The organism is Bacillus sp. HY001, assembly GCF_007558965.1.
In the GTDB taxonomy this organism is placed as follows: Bacteria; Bacillota; Bacilli; order Bacillales; family Bacillaceae_G; genus Bacillus_A; species Bacillus_A mobilis.
Map to the genome: position 1 here is coordinate 61,629 of NZ_VLTE01000003.1, position 25,796 is coordinate 87,424.

Sequence of the window (25,796 nt, forward strand, 5' to 3'; positions counted from 1 at the left end):
AAAAAAGAGTCAGTCTCATTATTGAGACTGGCTCTTTTGCGTAATTAGTTTAAAACTTTCACTGTAACTGTTTTACGTCCCCAGTTACTAGATGTACCTTTATCAGGCATTAAAACGTCGATTTTATGTCCTTTAATAGCTCCACCAGTATCACCAGCGATTGCTACTCCGTAACCTTCAACCCATACTTTTGAACCTAATGGAATGACACTTGGATCAACTGCAATTAGTTTCATGTTTGGATTAGCTGTTAAGTTATGACCCATAGCTGATTTTACTTGGTCGCCTGCTTTATAACCATTTTCAAGTGGATCTGCTGTGTAAGCTGTTGCTACAACTTGTAACTCACGAGAAGATGATGGTGCACTTGTTTCAGTTTCTTTTGCAACAGGTTGTTGTGTAGCTGGTTTTTGAGCTTTAGCCGCTTCACGAGCTTTAGCTGCCTCTTGAGCTTTAGCTGCCTCTTGAGCTTTAGCCGCTTCACGAGCTTCAGCTGCTTCTTGAGCCTTAGCTGCTTCACGAGCTTTAGCTGCTTCTTGAGCCTTAGCTTCTGCTTGAGCTTCAGCTGCTTCTTGAGCTTTAGCTGCTTCACGAGCTTTAGCTGCTTCTTGAGCCTTAGCTTCTGCTTGAGCTTCAGCTGCTGCCTGAGCTTTAGCTTCTGCTTGAGCCTTAGCTGCTTCACGAGCTTTAGCTGCCTCCTCGGCTTTAGCCGCTGCTTGAGCTTCAGCTGCTTCACGAGCTTTAGTTGCTTCCTCCGCCTTAGCTTTTGCTTGCGTTTCAGCTACTTCACGAGCTTTAGTTGCTTCCACTGCTTTAGTTGTATCTTGAACTTTAGTTGTTTTTTCTACTTTAACTGCTGGTTGAACTTTAACTGGAGCTTTACCTGTTAAGTAAGGAACATGAACATAAGCTGTTTTTCCGTTATATTCAAATTGAATCCAGTCATTTTGTACTTGGTGTGTTGTTTCGATTACATCATCTTGTTTCAACTTACCAATAATTTCTGAGTCAGTGTTTGCACCAGCACGTACGTTTAATACGTTTGCTGTTACGTAGTAAGTGTCTTTTGTATAGTCAGCGCTAATGAAAGCTTCTTTACCGCTGTTCAATTTCACTTTTGACCATCCGTTTTCTGTATGTAAAACGTTAACCTTATATCCATCTAATAATTTTCCGACAACTTGTGATTCAGTAGTTGGGTTTTCTCGTACGTTTAGTACGTCAGTTGTTACAATCGTTTCTGCTTTAGCAGATGTTGTGAAAATCCCAAGACCAAAAACCGCTGCTGTTGCTATACCCATAAATTTTTTCATAATAGCCTCCATTGCATTTGTTTTCGTTGACCTCATTATAGCAACCATTATTTTCTTATTTGCGGAAAACACAAAACTACAAAGCATTCGTAACGGGTCATTAATATTCTGTAATAATTCCAGTAATATCCTAAAAGCGCTTTCTTATAGTTGTTAGGGGAGGTTAGAGCATATGATACATAAAAAGGGGAGTATTTCAATTTCTAATAGGTTAATAATGTTTCTGTAGTGTTACGTAAACGTTTCTTAATTGTTACGAAAACGACTTATTTTGTTGTTGGAACAGGAAAGTAGTTATGTAAAAATAACTATTTTAGTTGTAGAGAAATATAAATGAGGTGAAAATCGATAAAATATCGCTATAATTGTTACAAAATAAGTCGAGGTATGGAAAAAATTACGCCTTGATTTTAGTCTGTCACATATTATTTTTGCAATAATAGGATTCTATAATAGCTTTAATACTTTAAAATAGTGAAAGGTATGTATAACGTGAAACATATATAATAGAAGAAACACGATTTAATAAATAAAAAAACGTAGGAGTGTAAATTCCTACGTTTTTGTTTATTCATATCGTAAACATTCAATCGGATCCAGTTTGGCAGCTTTATTAGCTGGTAGTAGACCGAATATAATACCGATTAACATGGAGATACCTACTGCAAGAAGTCCAAGTTCTTTTGAGACAACGAGTGGCCATCCGGCAAAGATTGAGACGATCCAAGCGAAGAAGATACCGAGCATGAATCCGATGAAACCACCGAGTCCTGTTAAAATACAAGATTCAATTAAGAATTGTGTTAATACTTTACCGCGTGTTGCACCAAGTGCTTTACGAATACCAATCTCACGTGTACGTTCTGTTACAGATACAAGCATAATGTTCATTACGCCGATACCACCAACAAGTAAGGAGATAGCAGCAATACCACCGAATACCATTTTCATCATACCGATTGATTCGTCTAATTGCTTCGTAAATTCACCTAAATCTTGTGCTTCGAATTTGTGCTCAAATTTAGGAGCTTTCATTTCGTTTAAAACAGAAACGGCTTGTTTTTCTACACTTTTACGTTCTGTCGGAGAGGTCATTGTTAATCTTACAGAGTCATACTCATTTACTCCTGAAATGACAGGCGCGTTTTCAAGGGATGTATAACCTTCAGGCATAGGCATTCCGAAATCGTTTTTCGTTTCGTATACACCGACTATTTTATAAGGCTTTCCTTTTATATCTGTGTATTGATTTGATTCCCAACCACTAAATAATTTGTTGAAAGCTTCTTCATTTAATATAACAGCAGGGATTGCTTGGTTTAATTCGCTGTCGTTTAATTCACGACCGTGAACTAATTTTATTTTCGAATCCGTCATAAAGGCGCCTGTTCCACCTTTTAAATCAAGATTTACATCTTTTGAACCAGCAGATGCTTTTACTTTCATACTTACATCTGGATACACATCTTTAACGCCTGGTACGGTTTGAAGACGGTTTAGCATATCAGGTGTGATTTTGGCACTATCTGTTCCATAATCAGGGTTGTTGTAGTAAATGGTTATTTCATTATCTTTTCCTTGGCCTAATTCTTCTTTAAACTTTGCATTTGTGCCATCACCCATTGAAATGATAGTAATAATGGCACTAATACCGATAATAATACCTAGCATCGTTAAGATAGAACGCATTTTGTGGGCAAAGATAGAGGAAAGGGCCATGCGTATATTTTCACTCGTGTTCAAAATTAACCTCTCCAATCTTGGACGATATTTCCGTCACGAATTACAATTTGACGTGCTGCAGCTTCCCCGATTTCACGATCGTGGGTAATCATAATGATTGTTGAGCCTTGTTTGTTTAATTCGTAAAAGAGGTCCATAATTTGTGTACTCGTTTTCGTATCAAGTGCACCCGTCGGTTCATCGGCTAAAATGAACTTTGGATTATTTACGATTGCGCGTGCAACAGCGACACGCTGTTTTTGTCCACCTGATAATTCGTTCGGCAGGTGAGTAGCGCGATCAGCTAAACCTACTTTTGTTAAAGCGGCTAATGAACGCTCACGTCTTTCTTTTTTATCAACTCCAGCGTAAATAAGAGGTAGCTCTACATTTTGAAGTGCTGTAAGTCTCGGTAATAACATGAAGTTTTGGAATACAAATCCGATCTCTTTATTACGAACGCGTGCAAGTTCTGTTTCAGACATGTTTGAAATATTTTGACCAGCTAGTTCATACGCACCTGTCGTTGGTTTATCTAAGCAACCGATAATGTTCATTAATGTTGATTTACCAGAACCAGATGGTCCCATAATAGAAGTGAATTCTCCCTGGTTCAGTGTTACGTCAATGCCGTGTAATATTTGTACGGATTCTGCACCATTTTGGAAAGATTTCGTGATGCCTTTTAAGTTAATCATTCAACGACAACCTCCATACCATCTTTTAAGTCTTTTTCAGGTTTAGAGATAATTTGTTCTCCTTTTTTCACTCCAGAAACTTTTGCTTCGCTATCAGTCTCGAATTCAACAGTAACCGCTTGTTCTTTCGCTTTACCGTCTTTTACAACGAAGACAACATTTTTGTCACCTTTTTTCACGATGCTGCTTTTCGGAACAATTGTACCAGTTGCTTCGCCAGATTTACTTGTTACGTAAACGTGGAAGCCGTTTTGTAATTCTTCACTGTTGTCCAATGTGACCGTGAATTGATAGTTAGAAACAGTTTTGTTTTCATCCATGCTCTTTAATGGTGTAGAACCGATTTCTGTTACTTTTCCTGTCCAAGTCTTACCAGCAACCGTTTTTGATGAAACAGTTACTTCTTGCCCAACTTTCATACTAGCAAGCTCGTATTCAGAAAGTTGACCTTTTACTTTAAATGGACCAGCATGACGAAGTGTAATGCCGCTCATACCTGTTTTTTCATCAGCAGTTTTTACGATGTCATCAATTACGCCATCAGTAGGGCTCGTTACAGAAAGTGTGTTTACTTTTTCTTTTGCTGCTTTAATCATTTCATCAGATTTTTCAACTTCAAACTTTTTCATTTCAATTTGTGATTCTAATTGTTGTACTTCGATTTCTGATGCTTTTAATGCTTCAGCAGGAAGGCCTGCATTTTTATCTTTTTGTAATTTTTGTTTCGCTGCATCAATTTGTTTTTGGAACAATGTTACTTCTTTTTGTGCGATTTTCTTTTGCATTTCTGCTTCTGTTACACCTTGTTTCGCAGTAGGGTCATTATATTTAAAAAGGAGTTGCCCTTTTTTTACTTCATCCCCTTTTTTTACAGCTAATTCATACGTACCTTTTGTTGGATCAAATGAAATTGTTTCGATGCCGTTTGGAATGACTTCACCGCCAAATTTTTGCGCGTTTTCAATTTGTTTTTCTGTTACTTTATATCCGCTATATGCCATTGCTACTTCTGAACTACCACCAGCAAATGCAAAATATGATCCAGCTGCAATACCGATTGCTACTACACTAGTAATTAACACTTTATTTTTCTTCTTCATCTATTTATCACCTTTTCGTTCGTTTTAGTATCTACATTTAGTATAAAAGAGGTGAAGAATCTGACAAATCGTTTTAGCTTACAATAACCTTACAGTTTTGTAAGGTATGAATATGTAAATGTAAGGTAGAGCTTGTCCAAGTGTGAGCAAATGAATTGACTCGTTGTTTCTTTCTTACAATAATATTGTATGAAGGAGAGGAGGAGGCAAGATGGAAGCTTATTTTAGTGCGCATCCATTAAAACCATTTATTCCATACTCAAGGCAACACGTCCTTATATTATTTATTATGTTGGTGGGGATATTTTTTCTGTATCAATACCAAGATTTATTGCGTCAAAGTGAGTGGAATATAACGGTTCGATATGCGATTGCATTTTTATTTATTGGGAGTGAAATTGGGCTCCATATGTGGGAATGGAAAGCGGGGATTTTTGAACTAGGCACTTCATTACCATTTGAGTTATGTACGATCAGTTTATTGTTAGCGTCGATTATGATTGTAACGAAAAGTTACCGCATATATGAGATTGTATTTTTTACAGGAATTATCGGTGCATCACAAGCTATTTTAACGCCGAACGTGCAATATGCTTTTCCGCATTTTCGCTTTATAGAATTCTTCGTTGCACATGTATTACTCATTTGGGCACCACTCTTTATGACGTGGGTAGAAGGATATAGACCGACCTTGCAATCAATTAAGCGTACGATGATATTTTTAAACATAATAATTCCAATCGTTTCTTTTGTGAACTACAAAACAGGTGGCAATTATATGTTTTTAGCTCGTAAGCCAGAAACTGCTTCATTACTCGATATGTTAGGGCCACACCCTTACTATATTATTTCATTAGAAATAGCTGCGCTTATTGGATGTTTTATTTTGTATATGCCATTTGCGAAAAGAGAAGGGCATGCGCATAAAGAATCACTAGGATCGTAACCTAGTGATTTTTTTGTTAGAATATTTACAATTCAGAAAATTAAGAATAAAATTAAAGGGTAAATTATATAAAGAGAGAAGGGAAAACGTGGTCAAAAAAGTTTTTCTGAATGGGATGGAAGTGACGTTTCAATTTCTTATTTCGATTTTGGGTATTATTTGTTTAGGGACATTGCCGAAACTATTTTATGGATTTGAGCTGCATGCATCACAGTACATACAGAGTTTACAAGAAGTGTTTGTGAATTTAATGGACATCTCCAATTTTAAATATGTGGGAGATAAATTTTTATTTCCACAGTTGTTTGTCCATTATAAAGAAACAATTATTATATTTTTAGCTGCTTTTTTCATTTCATTATTTGTAGCATTTTGTATTGTTTATGTCATTATGAGTAGTTCACCGCGTATACAACATCGAATTAAATCATTTCTTATCTTCCTAGAATCCATTCCAGATATCCTTCTTGTTTTAGTATCACAAATTTTAGTTGTATGGTTTTTTAAACAAACAGGTTTTTTACCTTTTCAAATTGCTTCAATTGGAGGCGAGTCGATTAGGGGGTTGCCAATATTGTGTTTGAGCATCCCGACTACGATTATGTTTGTAAAAATGATCGTGCTTCGTTTTGAAAATGAACTAGAAAAAGATTATGTACTATTTGCTAAGGCGAAAGGGCTGGGGCGCTTTCATATTTTAAATCGCCATATTTTACGAAATGTGTTGCTTAGTACATTATTCTTTGCGAAAACGAATATCTTTTTTATGTTATCTAATTTATATATTATAGAATGGATTTTTAATACGGGTGGTATTTTTATGTTTTTGAAATCGTATTTCGGTATTAGAGTTGAGGTTTTCATTGTTAGTGTGCTTCTTATATATATTCCGATTTTTATTTTATTTAAATTGTTTCATTATCTCATTCCGGCTGCGATGAAGGAGAGATTATAATATGTGGACGTATATAAAACGTGATAAAAGATTTTGGATAAGTATTGGGTTTCTTCTCATATTAGTTCTTTTGAGCATCGGAAATACGTTATGGAATGATGGACATATTAGACAAGTTACATTGCAATATGATGCGGATGAAAATCCACAAGTGCCACCGTTTCCACCTTCATTACAATTTTTACTCGGGACAGACCGGAAAGGGTATGACCTGTTACATTTAGTCATTGAGGGCGCGAAGTGGACGATTGGTATCTCTATTTTAATTGCGGCACTTAGAATGGTAATAGGTGTGTTTTTCGGTGTCGTACTCGGAACGTACATAAAAAGAGGATTTTCAAAAATTGAGGCTTTCTTTGATAGTTTTACAGTTATTCCGACAGTTATGATTGCGTATTTTTTTCTTCAATCTGCAAATACATTTGGAAGCGGAGAGGAGACAACAACCTTTTTTGAAAGGGCTTCGTTTCAAGTGGTATTACTTGTACTGCTTGTAATGCCAGTTATTGCACTGTATGTTGCGAAGGAAGTTCGTAAATTGCGAACGGAAGAATTTGTTGATGCCGCACGCATATTAGGTGGATCGAGAAGACATATTGTTATAAAACATCTTTTTCCGCACCTCTATATGACGTTTATACTCGTATTTCTTCAGCAGTTTACGCAGACTCTTACTATTTTACTGCACTTAGGATTACTTGAAGTGTTCTTTGGTGGGACTGTAATGTTTGGTGGACAAATAAAAGAGGTGGAATCTTATACGCATGAATGGTCAGGTTTAATTGGAGTATACTTTAGGTCATTAACAGTGAATCCGTGGATTCCGCTCGTTCCCATTACATTTTTTGGACTTACTATTTTTTCGGGAAATATGATTGTAAAAAGTATAGAAGAGGCGATGATGAAAGTAAGGTTGGGAGGAGAGATAAAGAAGGACATTGTAGAAGAGGAACAATCTGGTGTGCAGTCGAAAGAAGAGTTATTTACTTTTAAGCATACGATGTGAAGAACCTAGGAAACTAGGTTCTTTTATTTTGTTATATTACAATATCGTAAGAGAGGTGTAATGAAAATCGATAGGGGAGAAATACAATTTCGTATACACTTCATGTATAGAGAAATGCGAGAGCGGGTGAAGGTGTACGATGGATTTTTTAGAAGTATCAAAACGTAGTATAAAACGAAATATGAAAGATTATTTTCTATACTTTATTTCATTAGTAGGCAGCATTATTATTTATTTTACATTCGTATCGATTAAACGAAATGAAAGTGTAGTATCTCTTTTAAAAGAATCGGATAAAGTGGAAACGACATTTACGTTTGCACAAATATTGTTGATTATCTTTTTAACGATATTTATTTTTTATTGTAATAGCTTCTTTTTGCGAAAGAAGAAAAAAGAAATTGCGTTATACAGTTTACTAGGTATCCGTAAAGAAGAAATTGCGAAGTTACTCTTTTATGAAACGTTATTAGTTGGTGCTGCGGCAAGTGTGTTAGGTATTCTTGCTGGTTTACTTATAGCGAATATGTGCGCAGGGCTTCTTGTGAAGTTAATGGGAAGTGCGTTTACTTTTACATTTACGATTTCATTTTTATCTATAGTAGAAGTTCTTATAACGATAGGTGCAATTTTCTTTATTGCATCATGGAAAAGTAAAAAGTTAATTTATGAGCATCGCTTAGTTGAATTACTATATGGTGAAAATCAGAAAGAAGAGGCACCTACGTATGCAAGTAAGAAGGCAAAGCGAGCGATTGTTTTATTAATTACAGGTTATATCATTGCGCTACTTACACAAATCTTTGGATTTGGAGCCATTTTTATTACAGGCCTACTTATTTTTGGTTGTATTGTAAAAGGTACGTTTTTACTATTTGAGCAATATACAGTGAAATCACTCCATAAAATAAAGGGAGATAAAACGAAATATTGGAATGGAACGAACATTTTATCCATTTCTTCATTGTTCTTCAGAATAAAAGGGAACGTAAAGATGCTGGCGCTATTATCTTTATTAAGTGCGGTAACATTATGTACCATTGGAATTAGTTCTAGTATGTATTATGGAGCACAGAAGACAGCGGTATTAATGAATCCAGTTAGTTATGAATATGTAACAACTGGAAAGGAATTAGATAAGAAAGTTAGAGAAGAAATTCAAAAGCATGAGTTAGCAATTAAAAATGAAACGTCTGTAGCGATGCTCTCTATGCAAGGGAAGATAGATGGGGAACAAATATTAACTGGGTATTTAATAGGTAATGGTAATGTACAAATTATAAAAGTGAAAGATTATAATAAATCAGCTTCTATGTTAGGTAAGAAACAAGTTATTCTCGGTTCTGAAAAGGAAGTTGTTTTATTAGATCCGTATAAGTCGTATAACATAGAAAAGAATTCACTTGAAGGAAATAACGTGTCCTTTGAAGAGATGAAGAGTGGTTTAACAATCGTTGATCACCGCGAAGAAACAGTTGTGAGTGCGAAACTTGCACCCGTGGGGCTTGTTGTTCGAGATTCGTTATTTGATAAGTTGCAGAAAGGAAAGGATGTTTCAACAGTTAGTGGATTTATCGTTGAAGGAAACGGTAATAGCGAGCTAACGAAAGAGCTAGGGACAATCATTCCTAAAGAAGTGAAATTCCAATCATTTGAAGAGGCGAGTCAATCTGAATTGCAAGATGGTGCAGTGTTATTATTTGCTAGTGTATTTTTAGGGATTGTTTTTATTTTGGCAACGGGTTGTATTTTATACTTTAAACAAATAACAGAAGCGATGGCAGAGCGAACAGCGTACGGAATGTTAAAAAAAATTGGACTAACGAAAAGGGAAGCCACAGAGTCTGTAAGGAAGCAAGTAGGTGCAATATTTGTAGTACCATTACTGCTGGCAATATGTCATACATTCTTTGCATTTTTAAGTTTGATGGGCTTTACAGGTATGTTTGAATATAGTCTTCCTTTACTAGGTAGTATAGGGGTGTATATCATCATTTACTTTGGTTACTATATGTTAACGGTTCGTTCGTACACAAATACAGTGTTTAGCGATAGAAAATAAAAAGAAGCAAGTATGGAGTTCATGCTTGCTTCTTTTCTTTATTTTGTAGAAACTTCACCTTCAGCTTCTGTTTGCGGAATATAGTATCCGATTATACCACCGATGATTGCTGGAATAATCCAACCGATTCCTAAGTTGTAAAAAGGAATGGTGTGTACGATATTAGCGATAAAGTTTGGTATCATTTCCACATTATCAAGTGCGTGAATACAGCTAATAATGAATGCTGCGATCATTGCTCCGATGTAGACAGAAGGTTTACGTTTCGTATATTTATCAATAAATGATACGAAAATTAAAATGATTGTAATTGGATACAAAATGATTAATACAGGTAATGTAATTTTAATTAATAAACTTAAACCTAAGTTTGAAATCACGAAGCTGAAGATACAAACGTATAGTACAAGCTTCTTATATGAAACGTTTGTTAATACTGTTGCGAAATAGTTGGCGAATGCACTTACAACACCAATTGCTGTCGTTAAACAAGCAGCTATAATGGCGATACTTAATAAAACATTACCGCTTGTCCCAAAGAATTGGTACATAACAGTAGCTAATAGTTGACCACCGTTCTCGAATTGTCCTAAGTTTCCGTTTGAAGCGCCGATATAACCGAGTAAGAAATAAACAATTGTTAAGAATAGAGCTGCAAGGCTCCCGCAAATAATTGTATATTTCGCAATCGATTTCTTCTCTTGTATCCCGTTTTGGCGGATTGCATTTACAACAATTGTTGATAATACAAGTGCTCCAATTGCATCTAACGTTAAAAATCCTTCAAGAAATCCTTTGAAGAATGGAATTTCTTTATAGTCACCAACAGGTTCTGCAAACGTTCCTGGTGAAAGAATCGCTTTTGTTGCCATAATTGCAATAATTCCAAGTAAAATTGGTGTTAATATTTTTCCGATATGATCTACTAATTTGGATGGATTTAATGATAAGAAGTAGACGACTGTAAAGAAAATCGCACTAAAGATTAACATAGAGTACCATTGGTCTGGGAAAAGTGGTGCAATCCCAATTTCGTAAGATACAGATCCAGTTCGTGGAATAACAAATAGTGGGCCGATTGAAAGATAAATAATGATAGCGAATATTGCTGCGAATTTTGGATGAACACGGCTTGCTAAAGTGTTAAAACTACCACCGGCAAGGGCAACAGCGACGATAGCTAGTAAAGATAAACCGACGTCTGTAATAATAAATCCTGTAATGGAAATCCACATGTTTTCTCCGGAAGAAAGACCGAGAAGGGGCGGGAAAATCATATTACCAGCACCGAAGAAAACTGCGAATAGTAATAAACTAATCGAAAGTATTTGCGCTGGTTTTAAAGTTGTACGCATATAAAGAAAATCCTCCTAATGAGTGTTTTTGTCGAAAATTCAAATAATTTGTCGAGTAACTGTTACTATTTTAAAGGTCTGATGACTAGAAAGCAATAGGGAATTTTGAAAATATTAAAAAATAATACATTAAATCGAATAAATATACTATTTATATCTTTAATAGGAAGGATTTAACTTTGAACGTAAAAAAAAACACATATCGCTCGGATACGTGTTTTAAAAAAATATTTTTTTATCACGTTCTTCTTTTAAAATTTCTACAGCTTCTCGGAACCGTTGTGAATGGACAATTTCTCGTTCACGTAAGAAGCGCAGGCTGTCATTTATATCTGGATCATCTGATAAGTTAATGAGCCATTGATATGTTGCACGTGCTTTTTCTTCAGCTGCGATATCTTCGTATAAATCGGCAATTGGATCACCTTTAGCCTGTATATAGGTTGCAGTAAATGGAACACCAGCAGCATTATGGTAATGAAGTGCACTATCATGATCAACATAATGAGGATCAAGTCCAGCAGCCTTCATTTGTTCAGGAGTTGCATCTTTCGTTAGTTTATAAACCATCGTAGCAATCATTTCAAGGTGAGCAAATTCTTCTGTACCAATATCAGTAAGTAGGCCAATGACTTTATCAGGAATTGTATAACGTTGATTTAAGTAACGTAGTGCAGCAGCTAGCTCGCCATCTGCACCGCCGTATTGCTCAATTAATAATTTTGCAAGTGCTGGATTGCAAGTTCCCACTTTAACTGGGTATTGTAATTTCTTTTCATAAATCCACATAGTTTCGCTCCTTTATATTTGCCATGGCCAAGGACCTTTGCTCCATTCCCAAGGAGCATTAGAATAGCTGTTTCCAAACTGTTGGAGTGGCCCGTATTTTTCTTCCATCTTTTGTTTTAATACTCTCCGTTTATAAGAAAAGTCATTAAATTGATTAATCGCAGCGGTGTCATCTGGATGTGTATCTAAATAAAGAGTGAGTTCAACTAGTACAAAGTCCAGTTCTTGAAGCTCCAGTAAAAGCTGATAGTATTCTTCTGGTAGCGATTGATTCACGTCAGTAGTCACCGCCCTTTTTTATAAGGATTTTCATAATAGTCATAAAAAACAGGCCATAAAGTCCCTTTTTGTAGTGCTTCTTTTGGTGTGAATTGCGGTAGGTTTGGCGGTTGAAAGCCTAAAAATAAATTAGGAGGAGTAGAATAATATTTTTTTCCGATAGGGGGACAAGGATCGAGAGGACTATGATAGGGCACGAATGATCTCATATATTTATTCACGAATAAACCTCCTTAAGTGTTCATTACTACGTATTGTATTCAGACATAATGAGCATTTATGACACATATAAAAAAGTAATAAGTACAGGGGGAATGAATGTGGAGGATGTAAAGAATTTAATTGTGTTAGAAGTAAAGAACTTAAAGGAAACTCTGTATTTTTACGAAGGGATTTTAGGAATCAAACCTAGTTTAGAAAGACCTCAATTAGACGTTACAGGAGTTTGGTATGATGCTGATTTAACGAGAATTAGTTTTGTTATGAAGCGCAGTTTGGGCGGGCGTGAGAAGAGTGTTACGGACTCAGTTGATGTTCTAACGTTTTCAATTTCTAACATAGAGAATGTAAAGAAGAGGTTAGCATTTTATAAAATTGCATATACAGAAAAGGAAAGTGAGAAGAGCATTGTAGTACAAGACCCAGATGGATATAAACTTCAAGTGGTAGAGAAGAATGAATAAACGGAGGGGATTTAGTGGGGAGAAATTATGAAGAAAGTGCGTTGTTTGAGCATCAATTTTGGCTAAAGGTACTTACTGATCATGCACAATTTTTACTTGATGCATTAGCTCCGAAGGAAAAAGAGGATATAAAAAAAGCTACTTACTTTGTTGAAACATTTACGAATTTGTTAAATAAAGTTCGGAATGTGAATCTAATGGCATTTTCAAAAGAGGCAGAACAAGCTGCTAAGGAAATTCGGACGTTTAAATTAAATATTATACAGAAGCAGTTGGAAGGGAAAATTACCATTCATTTTACGCCAACTTTTATTAACCATATGGTAAACGAAGTGGAAGAGTATATAACGGTTTTAGAGTTTTTGAAGAAGGGGGAAGTTCCGCCTGTTTTTCATGAACTGCATTATCATCTCGTTTGGCTAACGGATGCAGCTGGTCATGCGGGTTCTATTTCTGGTGGGCTAGATCTTGTTGAAAAAAGATTAAAAGAGAAAAGCGAAGAATTTACGAAGCATTTTGAACAATTTTACTTAAAGGCAGTTGAGATGACTGGGTATTTACGAACGGAGCTTCATCATTTTCCAGCATTAAAGAAGTTTACAAAAGATGTTTCACTTGAATTGAAATTGTTTTCGCATTTTTTACATGAAGTGGAAGAGCTGGAGTTATCGCATGAAGTATTAAGTGCACTATCAGCTAGAATGGCAGATCATATGGCAAGGGAGGAATGTTATTATTTATTAAAATTAGCTCAATCATCTGGACTCGAAATACCGAAATGTAATCCGCTTTAAAGAACAAGAGGTCAATTTCATTTGGCCTCTTGTTCTTTTTTGTTTTCTCTTTTTATTTTTGCTTGTTCAATACTTGCCTGTAATGTCTCCATAATATTAATGATGTTCGGAGCTGGAGAGATTATTTCAGTTTTTTCCTGTTGTTCAATTTTATTTTCGATTAATTCGGTAAGGGCTTCTTTATACTCATCTGTATACATTTCTTGTTCAAAAGGATTTGTAAGGTGGTGAATTAAATTGATTGCTGCGGTGAGTTCTTGTTTTTGGATAGGATAATTTTCGTGACTTGGTAAATTAGGTGTATTTGTTATACCGCGAATTTCATTAGGGTAGTGGATGGTTTGTAACATAAGTCCATCTTCAAAGTTACGGATAATAGCTAAATGTTGTTTTTTTCTAATAGAAATATGAATAAGCCCAAGTTTATTTGTACGTTCAAGAGCTTCTTTTAATAATAAATATGATTTTTCATGTCCTGGGGTAGGACCTATAAAATAAGAACGGTCATAAAGAACAGAATCGATTTCGTTATTTTGGATAAAAGATATAATACGAATGGATCGTGGTTCGTGAGCTTTTTGCAACGTAGTTAATTCTTTTTCATCCATAATGATGTATTTATGAGGTGCATATTCATAGGCTTTTACAATATCTTTATCATCAATTTCTTCATCCGTACAATCAGGAGCAAATTTTTTATATTTAACAGGTGTTAAGCATTCTTTATGGAGACTTAAAAACTTTATATCATTTTCTTCTACGGCGCTATATAGTTTTATTCCTATATTCAATAATCCAAGTGAAAGTGCACCTTTCCATACGGTATGCATATGAAACTTCTCCTTTCGTTTAAAAGAATGAGTATGTATATTATGAGATAGTAAGAAATTTCCTATACGTGTATTTGTTTTTTACGGAAGGGCTTGGGATATAAAATATATTGACAAGCCCTCTGAAATATTTTAATGTGATTGTATAAAATTGTGTATATAAAGGGGAGTAACTTATTACAGTAAAGTCGTCATTACAGGGAGAAACCCTCGGCTTTATTGGCAACGTTTCGTTGTTAGTGAGACCTTTACCAGCAATGGTAAAGGCCCCTTATTGTCTTTTTTAGGACCCTTACCATACTTGGTAGGGTTCTTTTTGTATACAAAGAGAGGAGAAATAAAAATGAAAAAACTTATTAGTAGATTAAGAGTTGTATTTCATGTTCGTCGTTTTGTCCCATTCCTATTTGACTTTTTTACTTCAAAAGAGGTTTCAATAAAGAAGAAAATCTTATCCATTGCTTTTTTAGTTGGTTATGTAGCGATGCCGCTCGATTTAATTCCAGACTTCTTACCATTTATCGGTATTTTAGATGATATTGGAATTGTGTTATTCATTTTGAACCGAATTGTAAAAATGGCGCCAGTGCAATTGCAAGAAAAGCATAATGTAAATATTGGATAGGAGTTAAAAATATGGAGCAAATTATTTTAGATATAATCGAGTTTTTAAAGCAGTTTTCTTATTTTGGAGTTGTACTGGCTTTAACGTTTGAATTTATTCCAGCAGAAGTCGTTTTGCCCATGGTTGGGTATTGGGTGTACGAGGGAGATATGAATTTTTGGCTAGCTGTATTAGCAGGGACACTTGGCGGAACGACAGGACCATTAACGTTATACGCACTCGGTTATTACGGTGGTCGTCCTCTATTAATAAAGTACGGGAAATACTTCTTTATTAAAGAAGAGCAAATTCAAAAAGCAGATGATTTCTTTGAGAAGTATGGGCCAGTTGTAGCATTTGTTGGACGCTTTGTACCGGGAGTTCGAACGCTTATTTCTGTTCCATGTGGTATGGCGAAAATGAACATATGGAAATTTAGCATATATACATTTGTAGCAATGTTCCCGTTAACGACTTTGTATATTTATTTTGGAATGAAATTAGGTCCGCATTGGGAAAAAGCGGCGGATGTTGTTGGACAATATATGCTACCGATATTACTAGTCGTAGTTATTGTTGTAGGTGGTATATTAATCTATAAATTTATGAAAAAAAGAAATAGAACAGAATCTATCTAGTCATTCGTACAGGAGTTGTCTTATTTTTTGAAAATAGATGAATAGTACAGGCAAAAGACTCTGAAGGACATACACATATAAGGAATAAAAAAGAAAGAAGGGAAAGACTATGGCTTGTGAGTGCTCAGGAACAGTTTTAACGTGTTGTTCGGATAATAGTAGTAACTTCGTCCAAGATAAAGTATGTAATTCATGGTCTAGTGCCGCTGCTAGTACATTTACTGTGTATGCGAATAATGTGAATCAAAACATCGTTGGAACAGGTTATTTAACTTATGATGTCGGGCCGGGTGTGAGCCCTGCAAACCAAATTACAGTGGCAGTGCTCGATTCGGGCGGAGGAACGATTCAATCATTTACCGTTTCTGAAGGAACAAGTATTGCGTTTACGTTCCGTCGTTTTAATATTATTCAAATTACGACACCAGCTACTCCGTTAGGAACCTACCAAGGAGAGTTTTGTATTACTACACGTTATTTAATTTCATAGAGAGGGGAAAAATAAGATGGGGAATTGTAGTACTAATCTTTCATGTTGTGCAAGTTCGCAAAAAACGATTGTTCAAGATAAAGTTTGTATTGACTGGACTGCATCAGCAGCAGCTGAAGTAATTTATGCAGATAATATTTCTCAAGATATTTATGCATCGGGGTATTTGAAGGTAGATACTGGTACTGGACCTGTTACACTTGTGTTTTATACTGGTGGTATAGCAGGGACTGCATTGGAAACGATTGTTGTAGCCACTGGAAGTAGCGCATCTTTTACAGTTCGTCGTTTTGATACTGTAACGATTCTTGGAACAGCAGCTGCTGAAACTGGGGAATTTTGTATGACAATTCGATACACTTTATCTTAGTATATATAGATTTTTAAATTTTAAAAAACGTGCAAACGATTTATTAGTTTGCACGTTTTTTTGTAGTCTTTTGATTAGATTCAAAAGGATAGTTTTTGTGGTTATAGGCAATCTCGCTTTGATTTACAGTAAGTTAATTGGAAACAATAGCGCCCTTCAATGTAAATAGAAGGATCTAATGGAATATCAATAATAGAAACAGATAGTAAATCAAACCCTGTGTATGAAATGGTGTTTCCGGGTAAAACTGTAAAAATATTTGTGGTAGAACCGATTATTTGGACGGATAATGCAGAAGTACTATTTCTATTGTTATATATGGAGATAGTACCAGATAATGAAACAACTCCATCGTTTTTCCAAATGGTTACTGTGGAGTAAGTTTGTTTTAGTTGTTTTTGAGAAATTGGAATAAAATCATTGGAGATAAGAATATCCCCGGCAAATTCATTAGTAATGAGTTCAGCATCACATCTTTCAGGTGGCGGAATAGGAGGAGGACAGGGACAAATAGGTTGACAAATGATAGATAAAGGAGCAAAACAACCGATGTTTTTATGGGGTTTCAATGGAATCCCTCCTTTTAAAAAGGTATTTATTATTATTAAATGTAACAGCATGGCCGATGTGTTAAGAATGGACAAAAAAAATAAAATCGTGATAGTTTCATAGGCTCATATCTCTTAATAGTTTTTATAGGGAAAATTAGTTTTCTATTAGACAAAAAGTACTTGTTTTATGTAAATGTGGCACTTAATATAAAATTGACTGTATATTTACAAAATTTAAACAAAATACATTTTTAGTTTAAATGAAGTTAATATATGTTCGATACAATAACCAGTGTAATTAATTTATTATATGAGGAGGATTCATGTGGAAAGAACAGCTTTACGAAAAGTAAGAGGTCTTATTGGATTATTAATGGTTTTTGTATTAGCATTCGTATCATTTCCGTGGAGTACATCAGTCAAGGCGGAAGAGAAGAAGCAAGAAAAGGCACCAAGTGAAAAGAAGATAGTTTTTCCAGTCGTAAGTGATGTACATATTAAAAATAGTGGAACGGATGATACGTTTCGCTGGAAACGAGCGATTGAACAGCTCAATACGCTTGCACCAAAGCAAGATGCTTTTGTTATCGTAGGTGATTTCACAGATACAGGATCAGTGCAGCAATATGATCGTTTCATGCAAGTATATAATGAAAATGCAAATAAAGATGCAGTACGAATGAATTCTCTAGGAAACCATGATTATTGGAACGGTTTATCTGTAGAGGGAGCACAGAAGCGTTTCTTAGAAAAAACAGGAATGGAATCGATTTACTACCATAAAGTGGTGAAAGGGTATCACTTCCTTGTTATGTCTCCAGAGGATGGGACAACTCACGGATATTATTCAGACAAGCAAATTAATTGGTTAAAACAAGAAATGGCAAAGGCACAAAAAGATGATCCAGAAAAACCAATTTTCGTATTTTTACACCAACATATTAAAGATACAGTATACGGTAGCCAAGAATGGGGAACGCAAGATAGCGCAAAAATTAATGAAGTATTAAAACAATACCCACAAGTCATTACATTTTCTGGCCATTCACACTATCCGTTAGATGATCCAAGATCGATTCATCAAAAAGACTTTACATCAGTTGGTACATCTTCTGTAAGTTATATGGAAGTTGAAGGTGGTAAAGTACAAGGGACTATCCCGCCAGGAGCTAGCACATTAAGTCAAGGTTTATTAGTAGAAGTGGATGATAAAGAAGTAACAATTAATCGTCGTGATTTCCATACGAATTCTTGGACAGGTGAACCGTGGAAAATTCAGTTGCCATCAAAGAAAGAAACTTTTACACATGTAGAAGATCGTGATAAAGAAAAGCCGTATTTTGCAAAAGATGCAAAGTTATCAGTATCAAATGTAACTGAAAATGCAGCAACAGTAACATTCATGCAAGCATTGGACAACCTTCTTGTTCATTCTTACCGTGTACAAGCTAGAGATAAGCAAACGGGAGAAATAAAAAATAAATTGTTAGCATTCTCAGAGTTTTATCGTGACCCAGTGCCGAAAGAACTAACATTTACACTGGCAGGACTAGATGGCGGGAAAACATATACACTTGAAGTCGTTGCGATTGATTCATTCGGCAATGAAAGTGTACAGCCGTTAACAGCAGAAATCACTACGAAAAAAGATAATATTGACCCGAATGTGAAAGTACCAAAAGCGGATGTTTTTGATGTGAACTTTGCAGATGGTACATTTAAAGACAATTCATCGTTTGGTACAAAAGGTGATGTTAAGGGCAATGTGACTATTGAATATGATAAAGCATTGAAAAAGAATGTTATGAAGCTAAATGGAAAAGCAAATACATTTGGATATCTTCCGTTTTCAGCAGCACAAAAAGAGAAAGTAGCAAATACGTTTACTTTAGAAACTGTATTTTCAATGAATGAACTCCGCGGGCAAGGTATTTTACAAAATACAGAGAGCGGCGGAATTGGTTTTGAGTCTACAGGAAGTGGATATGTTGAATTATGGGCTCATATTGGCGGTAGCTATAAGCGTGTTGGGGTTCAATTAGCAGCAAATAAAACATATCATATAACAGGAACGTATAACGGAAGTGAAGTAGCCATTTACGTAGATGGTAAAAAAGTAAATAGCCAGCCAGCTACAGGGAAAGTATATCACCCGAACGTACCATTTGCACTTGGTGCAGATCCAGATAGCAACGGGAATGGTGGTATTCCGTTAAATGGACAAATTGCGCTTGCGAAATTATATAGTAAAGCGTTAAGTTCTTCAGAAGTATTAGCAGCATATAATGAGTTTTCTAACCGTACAAAGTTAGAAGAAGTAAACGCTTTATATGAAGAGCTTGGGAAAGTAAAAGAAGTGTTAGCTGGAACGTATGAGTTTGGTGATAAGCCAGGTCAATATTCAAAGGAAGCATTTCAAGAATTAGAGAAAAGCTATAACACTGCAAAGCAAACTTTTGAAAATGTAGGAAGTACTGGAGAGCAAATCGTTCAAACGTATAACGCATTAAAAACAGCTAATGTAACATTTGTACAATCAAAAGTGGCAGAAGAACAACCGAAAACACAGAAAGAAAAATTACAAATCAATATTGAATCTGCAAAAGCGTTAGTGAAAAAAGCGCAAGCTGCAAATGTAACGGATGGTTCAGTGAAATCATTGAGTCAAAAAATTACAGTGGCAGAATCTGTGCTAAAAGATGCGAAAGTAAAAGATGCACAAGTAGAAACGATGAATCGTACGATGGAATACGCGATTTCACTCGTTGAAAAAAGCATAAACAAATAAGAGAACGGAAAAGAAGCTTATCATGATAGGCTTCTTTTTTGTTATACTAAAAGTAGTATAGAATGAAGGAGCGAATAATTTGGAAGAGAAAAAGCTAAAAAGAATTCTTGAATATGTATGGATCGCGGTTGTGCTCCTTGTAGGATATTATTTCTTAAAAGAGAAAAGTATATGGATTTTATTTTTAATGACGTTTTTATTAGCGGGTTTAGGCACGTTATTTATTAATTTCTTCTTTGATAGTTTAAATGCATGGAAGAAGAAAAAGAAGGGAACGAAGTAAAGGAGGGAACATATGCAAAAGTGGAAGCTTATATATCAGGTGATTATTTTTTTATTGCTTGTAGGTATTGGCGTTTTTACATATTCTACACCAATAGGAAATTGGGCATCGTTTACAGCTTGCATCGGCATATTTTTCATTTTACAATCGTTAACGAAAAAACATACGAATATAGAAAGATAGCTCGCCGTTTTATCGGCGAGCTATTTTGTTATGCTTTTTTCTCTTCATCATTTGTTTTTTCAGTAGCTAAATGACTATGCTTTCTAGAGTAGAAGAAATAGAAGCATAAGCCGACTATAAGCCAAGCTATAAAGCTAATCCATGTCGTTTTAGACAAATTAATCATTAAATATAAACAGCAAAGAATCGCGACAACTGGTAATACAGGTACGAAAGGTGCACGGAATCCGCGTTTTAAGTCAGGGTGTGTTTTTCGTAAAATAAGTACCGCGCAGCAAACGAATGTGAATGCTGTTAACGTGCCGATGTTTACTAAATTCGCTAGTAAATGTAAGTCTAAAAGTCCTGCTAATAAAGCGGCAACAACACCAGTGATCCATGTGTTTAATAAAGGGACTTTTACTCTTTTATTTACACGTGCTAGCGCTTTTGGAAGTAGTCCGTCGCGGCTCATCGCATAAGAAACGCGAACTTGTCCATACATAACGACTAAGAGGACGGTTGTCATTCCAGTCATCGCTCCAACAGCGAGTAGTCCTGCAATTGTATCTTCGCCAACGAAATGTAAGGCAAACGCAACTGGATCAGAAACATCTAATTGTGTATACGGGACCATACCTGTTAAAACGAAAGATACAATCATGTATAAAACAGTACAAATAAGAAGGGAGCCGATAATGCCAATTGGTAAATCGCGCTGTGGTTTTTTCGTTTCTTCTGCAGCGGTTGCGATTGCATCAAATCCTAAGAAGGCGAAGAATACAGTGGCAGCCCCGGTAATGATACCGTCGTATCCGAAAGGAATGAATGGTGTCCAATTTTCAGGTTTTACATATTTTGCGCCTGCTACGATAAAGGCGATAATAACAGCTAACTTGATAAGAACCATAATGTTATTAATGCGTGCGCTTTCGTGTATGCCAAAACTTAAAAGTCCTGTAATGAGTAGTAAAATACAAACAGCCGGTAAATCGATAAGGCCGCCTTTTCCTACGCCAGGGGCCGAGGCGATTATGGCGGGCAGATGGATGTTAAATCCTTGTAGTAAAGATTGTAAATAGCCAGACCAGCCGACAGCGACTGCTGCGACTGCAAGTAAATATTCGAGCATTAAACACCAGCCGACGATGAAAGCGATGACTTCTCCGACTGTCATGTATGCATAAGTATACACACTTCCTGAGACAGGAATCGAAGAAGCAAATTCGGCATAACAAAAGGCTACACATGCACAAGTAAATGCAGCAATAAGGAATGATAGCATAATACCAGGACCAGAATGTTTTGCTGCGACAATACCTGTTAATACAAAAATTCCTGTTCCAATTACGGCGCCAATTCCTAAAAATGTTAAATCGAGTGCCGTTAATGTTCTATCTAGCTGCCGTGGTGATTCAGTACTAAGCGGTTTTTTTCGTAATAATGACTTCACTTTGGACTCTCCCCCCGTTTTTTCATTTCCATAACTGCGAATATAGTATGAGCCCACTAGAAAAGAGTATATAGGGTAAATGGAGGTACAGTTATGGTATGTAGTTTTTTAAAAATTCTGGATTAATTTTATTATAATTCAGAATATTTTGTCAAATAAAAATGTGACAAATAAAATGCGAATAAATAGGGGAAACTACTGGCAGGAATGGACGAGGGTTAATGACCCACTCATTAAAGTTAAAGTAGGAGCAGATGCTATGTTATTTTATTTTGAACTTGTTGTCATTTTACTTTGTACGAAATTAGCTGGCGATATTAGCGTAAGACTCGGCCAGCCTTCTGTACTTGGTAAATTACTTGTCGGTATTATTATCGGTCCAGCTGTACTTGGTATTATTAATAGTTCTGAATTGATCGATGAACTGAGTGAGATTGGTGTTTTACTACTCATGTTTATGGCAGGGCTTGAAACAGATTTAGAAGAGTTAAATCGGAATTTGAAATCATCATTTGCAGTAGCGGCTGGTGGAATTATTTTTCCTTTCATCGGTGGTTATGTAACAGGATTGCTGTTTGGATTAATGCAATCTCATGCAATTTTTTTAGGATTATTACTTTGCGCAACGTCAGTTAGTATTACGGTGCAAACGCTAAGAGATTTAGGGAAAATGAATACGAGAGAAAGTACAACGATTTTAGGTGCTGCCGTCTTTGATGATGTCATCGTCGTTATTTTATTAGCGTTTGTTATGAGTTTTTTAGGAACGCAAGATGTGAATATAACACTTGTTATCGTAAAGAAAATTATTTTCTTTGTCAGCATTGTTTTTATTGCATGGAAAGTTGTTCCGTGGATTATGAAAATGCTTGTACCGCTTCGTGTAACTGAGGCATTAATTAGTGCAGCTCTTATTATTTGTTTCTCTTTTTCGTATTACAGTGAAATGATGGGAATTGCAGGTATTATCGGAGCATTTGCAGCCGGAATTGCCATTTCTCAAACAGAGTATAAGCACGAAGTAGAACATAAAATTGAACCGATTGCGTATGCGATATTTGTGCCAGTGTTCTTCGTAAGTATCGGAATGGAAATTACCTTTCAAGGAATTGGAAGTCAGCTTTGGTTCATTATCATCATGACGCTTATCGCGATTTTTACAAAGTTAATCGGATCAGGTTTAGGAGCAAGATTAACAGGGTTCAACCTTCAATCTTCAATTAGTATCGGTGCGGGAATGGTATCACGTGGTGAAGTAGCGCTTATCATTGCAGCGAATGGACTTACAGCGAATTTATTGGCGAAAGAAAATTTCACAGCGATTGTTATTGTTGTTATATTGACGACGATTATTACGCCGCCGCTTTTGAAGAAATATTTTGTATAGAGAGGAAGAGCTTATCTGATGTAGGTAAGCTCTTTTTTTATTGGAAAAAAGCGATAGGCATATAGCGTGAATAGGTTGTAATTATGGTAAAATCTACGTATATGATAAGTCGAGGGGAGAAAATGTGTGAAGATTACGAAGGGAAAGGTTATCGGTGTAATCACACTTATTGCACTATGTATACCGTTTACTGCATGGAAAGAGTCAAAAGTGAAAGATTTTCCAGTTTCTATTTTTTCTTCCTACGTAGAAGACGAAAATCCGAAAGACTATAAGTACACTGCTTTTGTACCTGACTTTGCAATTTGGATACGTGGATGGGAAAAACAGCAATCTGAAGGTGAAATAACGTCATATAAAAAAGGGGATCGAACTGTAATTGTTCACCATCCACCTGGTAATGATGGTTTTTATTTATATGATACAAATGAGATTAAAGAATATAAGCAACCGTAAGAAGTGGAGGTTAAATAGTGAAAGCTTCAACGTTACTATTTAAAATTGAATGTAATATGGATCAATTTTCACCAGCTGAAAAGAAGGTTGCCATGTACATAATGGGGAATGCAGAAATTGTTCCGAATTTAACGACGAAAGAAGTGTCAACGAATGCAGGCGCAAGTGAGGCGAGTGTTGTTCGCTTTTGTAAATCGATTGGAATCGGAAGCTTTAAAGCATTTAAAATCGCGCTCGTTCGTGAATTAACGATTGCTGATTATAATATTAACGATTTTTCAGTGATGAATACGGAAGATGGACCGTACGATTTGTTTAATAAAGTTACATATGTGAATAAAGCTGCAATTGAGGCGAGCGTGACGGCTATAGATAAGAAGGAACTTGAGAAAGCAGCGGACCTTATTGTAAATGCGGATAAAATTATCTTTTACGGAGTAGGTGGATCAGCTACTCCGGCGATGGACGGGGCTTATAAATTTACAAGGCTCGGATTTACAGCGATGATGCTATCTGATTTTCATATGATGTTGCCGCTTGTGACGAATTTAAAAGAGGGCGATATATTTGTTGCGATTTCAACATCTGGTCGTACGAAAGATGTACTTGAAATGGCGCAGTATGCGAAGAGACAGGGCGCAACTGTTATTGCGATTACGAAGCTCGATCAATCCTCACCGTTATATAAAGAGGCGGATATTCGACTGTGTATGCCAGATGTAGAACAAGATCATCGTATTGCAAGTATTGCTTCGAGAATGACACAACTCAATATGATTGATGCTTTATATGTGATTACGTTTAATCGTATTGGTAATAAAGTGTTGGATCAATTTATGGAGACAAGAGAAGAAGCTCTGCGGTTACGGAAGTTAAAATGAAAAGATGGGGAAACCCATCTTTTTTTGTATACTGACATAAAGTGAAACTTTAATAATTGGGGGTTTTGTTCATCCCCCAATTATTATTAGCCCTCACCAATCGGACTTTTACAGGCAGCCCGACCCCCACCTATCTTTTTTGCTTTCGCTGAATTTGAGGTGGGGGTCTTACTGCCAGTTAAAGTGGGATAAATTTGTCATGAAGAGAAATAAAATTTCATAAAATAATAAAGTAATATTGATTTTAAATTTCTTAAAGTTATAATAAAAGTATGAAATTAAATTTCAAAGAGGGTGGTAATATGTTAGAAAATTTATCGACAGAACATCGGAATGAGAAGACGATGAATTTAGATGAGATGAGCATAAAAGAAGTGTTGCAAAGTATGAATGAAGAAGATCGAACTGTTGCATTAGCAGTTGAAAATGAAATAGAAGAAATTGAAAAGGTTGTACAGATTGTCATTAAATCCTTTGAAGATGAAGGCCGATTAATTTACATTGGGGCTGGTACGAGTGGCCGTTTAGGTATTTTGGATGCGGTGGAATGTCCGCCGACATTTGGCACAGATGATAAAATGGTGCAAGGATTTATAGCAGGTGGATTGAAAGCGTTTACCAAGGCAGTGGAAGGTGCCGAAGATCGCGAAGAGTTAGCAGAAGAAGATTTAAAAAGTATTGGATTAAACGAGAAAGATACAGTGATTGGAATTGCGGCAAGTGGTCGAACTCCTTATGTAATTGGCGGCTTGAAATACGCACATAGCGTGGGAGCGAGTACAGCTAGTGTCTCCTGTAATAAAAATGCTGAAATAAGTAAATATGCAAAATTAAATGTGGAAGTAGAAACAGGCGCAGAAATTTTAACAGGCTCAACACGTTTGAAAGCTGGTACAGCGCAAAAATTAGTGCTGAATATGATTTCAACAGCTTCTATGATTGGTGTTGGGAAAGTATATAAAAACTTAATGGTAGATGTTCAATCTACAAATGAAAAATTAGTAGAACGATCAAAACGAATTATTGTGGAAGCAACAGGGGTTAGTTATGAAGTAGCAGCGGAGTATTATGAAAAAGCAGAACGTAATGTGAAAGCTGCGATTGTTATGGTGTTATTGCAGTGTGAGTATGGGGAAGCATTGAAGAAATTAAAAGAAGCGAAAGGGTTTGTGAAGAAGGCATTATAAAGTAATAGGGAGGG

At 35.9% G+C, this 25,796-nt stretch carries 28 protein-coding genes; 17 read left to right on the forward strand and 11 right to left on the reverse strand.

What is annotated here, in order from left to right:
• Positions 1 to 44: 44 nt before the first annotated feature.
• The 4 genes from entC to FOT98_RS01605 all read right to left on the reverse strand — a co-directional run bounded on the left by entC (position 45) and on the right by FOT98_RS01605 (position 4,833).
• Positions 45 to 1,436, reverse strand: a complete 1,392-nt coding sequence (entC, locus tag FOT98_RS01590) for a cell wall-binding protein EntC (protein WP_144290922.1) — start codon at positions 1,434 to 1,436, stop codon at positions 45 to 47.
• Positions 1,437 to 1,880: 444 nt separating this feature from the next.
• A complete protein-coding gene (locus FOT98_RS01595; protein WP_406517277.1) occupies positions 1,881 to 3,032 on the reverse strand; it encodes an ABC transporter permease in 1,152 nt (383 codons plus the stop codon).
• A gap of 26 nt (positions 3,033 to 3,058) precedes the next feature.
• Positions 3,059 to 3,733 carry an ABC transporter ATP-binding protein gene (locus tag FOT98_RS01600; RefSeq protein WP_000609098.1) on the reverse strand — a complete coding sequence of 225 codons (675 nt, stop codon included), beginning with the start codon at positions 3,731 to 3,733 and terminating at the stop codon, positions 3,059 to 3,061.
• A complete protein-coding gene (locus tag FOT98_RS01605; protein WP_061676276.1) occupies positions 3,730 to 4,833 on the reverse strand; it encodes an efflux RND transporter periplasmic adaptor subunit in 1,104 nt (367 codons plus the stop codon). The genes FOT98_RS01600 and FOT98_RS01605 overlap by 4 nt, the downstream gene beginning before the upstream one ends.
• 211 nt (positions 4,834 to 5,044) lie before the next feature.
• Here FOT98_RS01605 and FOT98_RS01610 point away from each other — a divergent pair, with 211 nt between their 5' ends.
• From FOT98_RS01610 to FOT98_RS01625, 4 genes are all read left to right on the forward strand, one after another.
• Positions 5,045 to 5,779, forward strand: a complete 735-nt coding sequence (locus FOT98_RS01610) for a YwaF family protein (protein WP_063263486.1) — start codon at positions 5,045 to 5,047, stop codon at positions 5,777 to 5,779.
• An 88-nt stretch (positions 5,780 to 5,867) separates the two neighbouring features.
• Positions 5,868 to 6,734 carry an ABC transporter permease subunit gene (locus FOT98_RS01615; protein WP_063263487.1) on the forward strand — a complete coding sequence of 289 codons (867 nt, stop codon included), beginning with the start codon at positions 5,868 to 5,870 and terminating at the stop codon, positions 6,732 to 6,734.
• Between the two features lies 1 nt (position 6,735).
• On the forward strand, positions 6,736 to 7,740 hold the full coding sequence (locus tag FOT98_RS01620; protein ID WP_063263488.1) for an ABC transporter permease: 1,005 nt from the start codon (positions 6,736 to 6,738) through the stop codon (positions 7,738 to 7,740).
• Between the two features lie 139 nt (positions 7,741 to 7,879).
• Positions 7,880 to 9,802: an FtsX-like permease family protein gene (locus tag FOT98_RS01625; RefSeq protein ID WP_063263489.1), complete on the forward strand. Its 1,923-nt coding sequence runs from the start codon at positions 7,880 to 7,882 to the stop codon at positions 9,800 to 9,802.
• 38 nt (positions 9,803 to 9,840) lie between these two features.
• Here the strand turns inward: FOT98_RS01625 and brnQ2 are convergent, their stop codons facing one another.
• From brnQ2 to FOT98_RS01645, 4 genes are all read right to left on the reverse strand, one after another.
• Entirely contained in the window at positions 9,841 to 11,157 is a 1,317-nt protein-coding gene (gene brnQ2, locus FOT98_RS01630; protein WP_063263490.1) for a branched-chain amino acid transport system II carrier protein BrnQ2, read from the reverse strand.
• 219 nt (positions 11,158 to 11,376) lie between these two features.
• Entirely contained in the window at positions 11,377 to 11,946 is a 570-nt protein-coding gene (gene cotJC, locus FOT98_RS01635; protein WP_000265275.1) for a spore coat protein CotJC, read from the reverse strand.
• A 12-nt stretch (positions 11,947 to 11,958) separates the two neighbouring features.
• Positions 11,959 to 12,222 carry a spore coat protein CotJB gene (locus tag FOT98_RS01640; protein ID WP_001076510.1) on the reverse strand — a complete coding sequence of 88 codons (264 nt, stop codon included), beginning with the start codon at positions 12,220 to 12,222 and terminating at the stop codon, positions 11,959 to 11,961.
• An 8-nt stretch (positions 12,223 to 12,230) separates the two neighbouring features.
• Complete coding sequence (locus tag FOT98_RS01645; RefSeq protein ID WP_001046257.1) at positions 12,231 to 12,446, reverse strand: spore coat associated protein CotJA; 216 nt, start codon at positions 12,444 to 12,446, stop codon at positions 12,231 to 12,233.
• 48 nt (positions 12,447 to 12,494) lie between these two features.
• Here FOT98_RS01645 and FOT98_RS01650 point away from each other — a divergent pair, with 48 nt between their 5' ends.
• Both FOT98_RS01650 and FOT98_RS01655 read left to right on the forward strand, forming a co-directional pair.
• Positions 12,495 to 12,908 carry a VOC family protein gene (locus FOT98_RS01650; RefSeq protein WP_140384226.1) on the forward strand — a complete coding sequence of 138 codons (414 nt, stop codon included), beginning with the start codon at positions 12,495 to 12,497 and terminating at the stop codon, positions 12,906 to 12,908.
• Between the two features lie 14 nt (positions 12,909 to 12,922).
• On the forward strand, positions 12,923 to 13,702 hold the full coding sequence (locus tag FOT98_RS01655; protein WP_063263492.1) for a DUF2935 domain-containing protein: 780 nt from the start codon (positions 12,923 to 12,925) through the stop codon (positions 13,700 to 13,702).
• 17 nt (positions 13,703 to 13,719) lie between these two features.
• On the opposite strand, the gene ku is transcribed toward FOT98_RS01655, so the two are convergent.
• Positions 13,720 to 14,532, reverse strand: a complete 813-nt coding sequence (ku, locus tag FOT98_RS01660; RefSeq protein WP_063263493.1) for a non-homologous end joining protein Ku — start codon at positions 14,530 to 14,532, stop codon at positions 13,720 to 13,722.
• Positions 14,533 to 14,875: 343 nt separating this feature from the next.
• Here ku and FOT98_RS01665 point away from each other — a divergent pair, with 343 nt between their 5' ends.
• The 4 genes from FOT98_RS01665 to FOT98_RS01680 all read left to right on the forward strand — a co-directional run bounded on the left by FOT98_RS01665 (position 14,876) and on the right by FOT98_RS01680 (position 16,634).
• Positions 14,876 to 15,157, forward strand: coding sequence for a YkvA family protein (locus FOT98_RS01665; protein WP_000733843.1), 282 nt, complete (start codon positions 14,876 to 14,878; stop codon positions 15,155 to 15,157).
• A gap of 11 nt (positions 15,158 to 15,168) precedes the next feature.
• The gene (locus FOT98_RS01670; protein WP_061677846.1) at positions 15,169 to 15,774 is read left to right on the forward strand and encodes a DedA family protein; all 606 of its coding nucleotides are present in this window, start codon (positions 15,169 to 15,171) and stop codon (positions 15,772 to 15,774) included.
• Positions 15,775 to 15,883: 109 nt separating this feature from the next.
• Complete coding sequence (locus tag FOT98_RS01675; RefSeq protein WP_048545698.1) at positions 15,884 to 16,264, forward strand: DUF3992 domain-containing protein; 381 nt, start codon at positions 15,884 to 15,886, stop codon at positions 16,262 to 16,264.
• Positions 16,265 to 16,280: 16 nt separating this feature from the next.
• Positions 16,281 to 16,634 (forward strand): DUF3992 domain-containing protein, encoded by a 354-nt coding sequence (locus FOT98_RS01680; protein WP_000526010.1) that lies wholly within the window; start codon positions 16,281 to 16,283, stop codon positions 16,632 to 16,634.
• 101 nt (positions 16,635 to 16,735) lie between these two features.
• Here FOT98_RS01680 and FOT98_RS01685 read toward each other — a convergent pair whose 3' ends face one another.
• Positions 16,736 to 17,203 (reverse strand): S-Ena type endospore appendage, encoded by a 468-nt coding sequence (locus tag FOT98_RS01685; RefSeq protein ID WP_061677848.1) that lies wholly within the window; start codon positions 17,201 to 17,203, stop codon positions 16,736 to 16,738.
• A gap of 307 nt (positions 17,204 to 17,510) precedes the next feature.
• Here FOT98_RS01685 and FOT98_RS01690 point away from each other — a divergent pair, with 307 nt between their 5' ends.
• The 3 genes from FOT98_RS01690 to FOT98_RS32185 all read left to right on the forward strand — a co-directional run bounded on the left by FOT98_RS01690 (position 17,511) and on the right by FOT98_RS32185 (position 20,439).
• A complete protein-coding gene (locus FOT98_RS01690) occupies positions 17,511 to 19,973 on the forward strand; it encodes a LamG-like jellyroll fold domain-containing protein (RefSeq protein ID WP_063263494.1) in 2,463 nt (820 codons plus the stop codon).
• A 79-nt stretch (positions 19,974 to 20,052) separates the two neighbouring features.
• Complete coding sequence (locus FOT98_RS01695; protein ID WP_000391503.1) at positions 20,053 to 20,256, forward strand: hypothetical protein; 204 nt, start codon at positions 20,053 to 20,055, stop codon at positions 20,254 to 20,256.
• Positions 20,257 to 20,268: 12 nt separating this feature from the next.
• Entirely contained in the window at positions 20,269 to 20,439 is a 171-nt protein-coding gene (locus tag FOT98_RS32185) for a hypothetical protein (RefSeq protein ID WP_080467861.1), read from the forward strand.
• 28 nt (positions 20,440 to 20,467) lie between these two features.
• Here FOT98_RS32185 and bcaP read toward each other — a convergent pair whose 3' ends face one another.
• The gene (gene bcaP, locus FOT98_RS01700; protein ID WP_063263495.1) at positions 20,468 to 21,871 is read right to left on the reverse strand and encodes a branched-chain amino acid transporter BcaP; all 1,404 of its coding nucleotides are present in this window, start codon (positions 21,869 to 21,871) and stop codon (positions 20,468 to 20,470) included.
• A 259-nt stretch (positions 21,872 to 22,130) separates the two neighbouring features.
• Between bcaP and FOT98_RS01705 the strand changes: the two genes are divergently transcribed.
• The 4 genes from FOT98_RS01705 to murQ all read left to right on the forward strand — a co-directional run bounded on the left by FOT98_RS01705 (position 22,131) and on the right by murQ (position 25,782).
• The gene (locus FOT98_RS01705) at positions 22,131 to 23,258 is read left to right on the forward strand and encodes a cation:proton antiporter (protein ID WP_033656291.1); all 1,128 of its coding nucleotides are present in this window, start codon (positions 22,131 to 22,133) and stop codon (positions 23,256 to 23,258) included.
• A 126-nt stretch (positions 23,259 to 23,384) separates the two neighbouring features.
• The gene (locus tag FOT98_RS01710) at positions 23,385 to 23,714 is read left to right on the forward strand and encodes a hypothetical protein (RefSeq protein WP_061677852.1); all 330 of its coding nucleotides are present in this window, start codon (positions 23,385 to 23,387) and stop codon (positions 23,712 to 23,714) included.
• 17 nt (positions 23,715 to 23,731) lie between these two features.
• Positions 23,732 to 24,595, forward strand: coding sequence for a MurR/RpiR family transcriptional regulator (locus tag FOT98_RS01715; protein ID WP_063263496.1), 864 nt, complete (start codon positions 23,732 to 23,734; stop codon positions 24,593 to 24,595).
• A 302-nt stretch (positions 24,596 to 24,897) separates the two neighbouring features.
• A complete protein-coding gene (gene murQ, locus FOT98_RS01725; RefSeq protein WP_063263497.1) occupies positions 24,898 to 25,782 on the forward strand; it encodes an N-acetylmuramic acid 6-phosphate etherase in 885 nt (294 codons plus the stop codon).
• Positions 25,783 to 25,796: the final 14 nt, after the last annotated feature.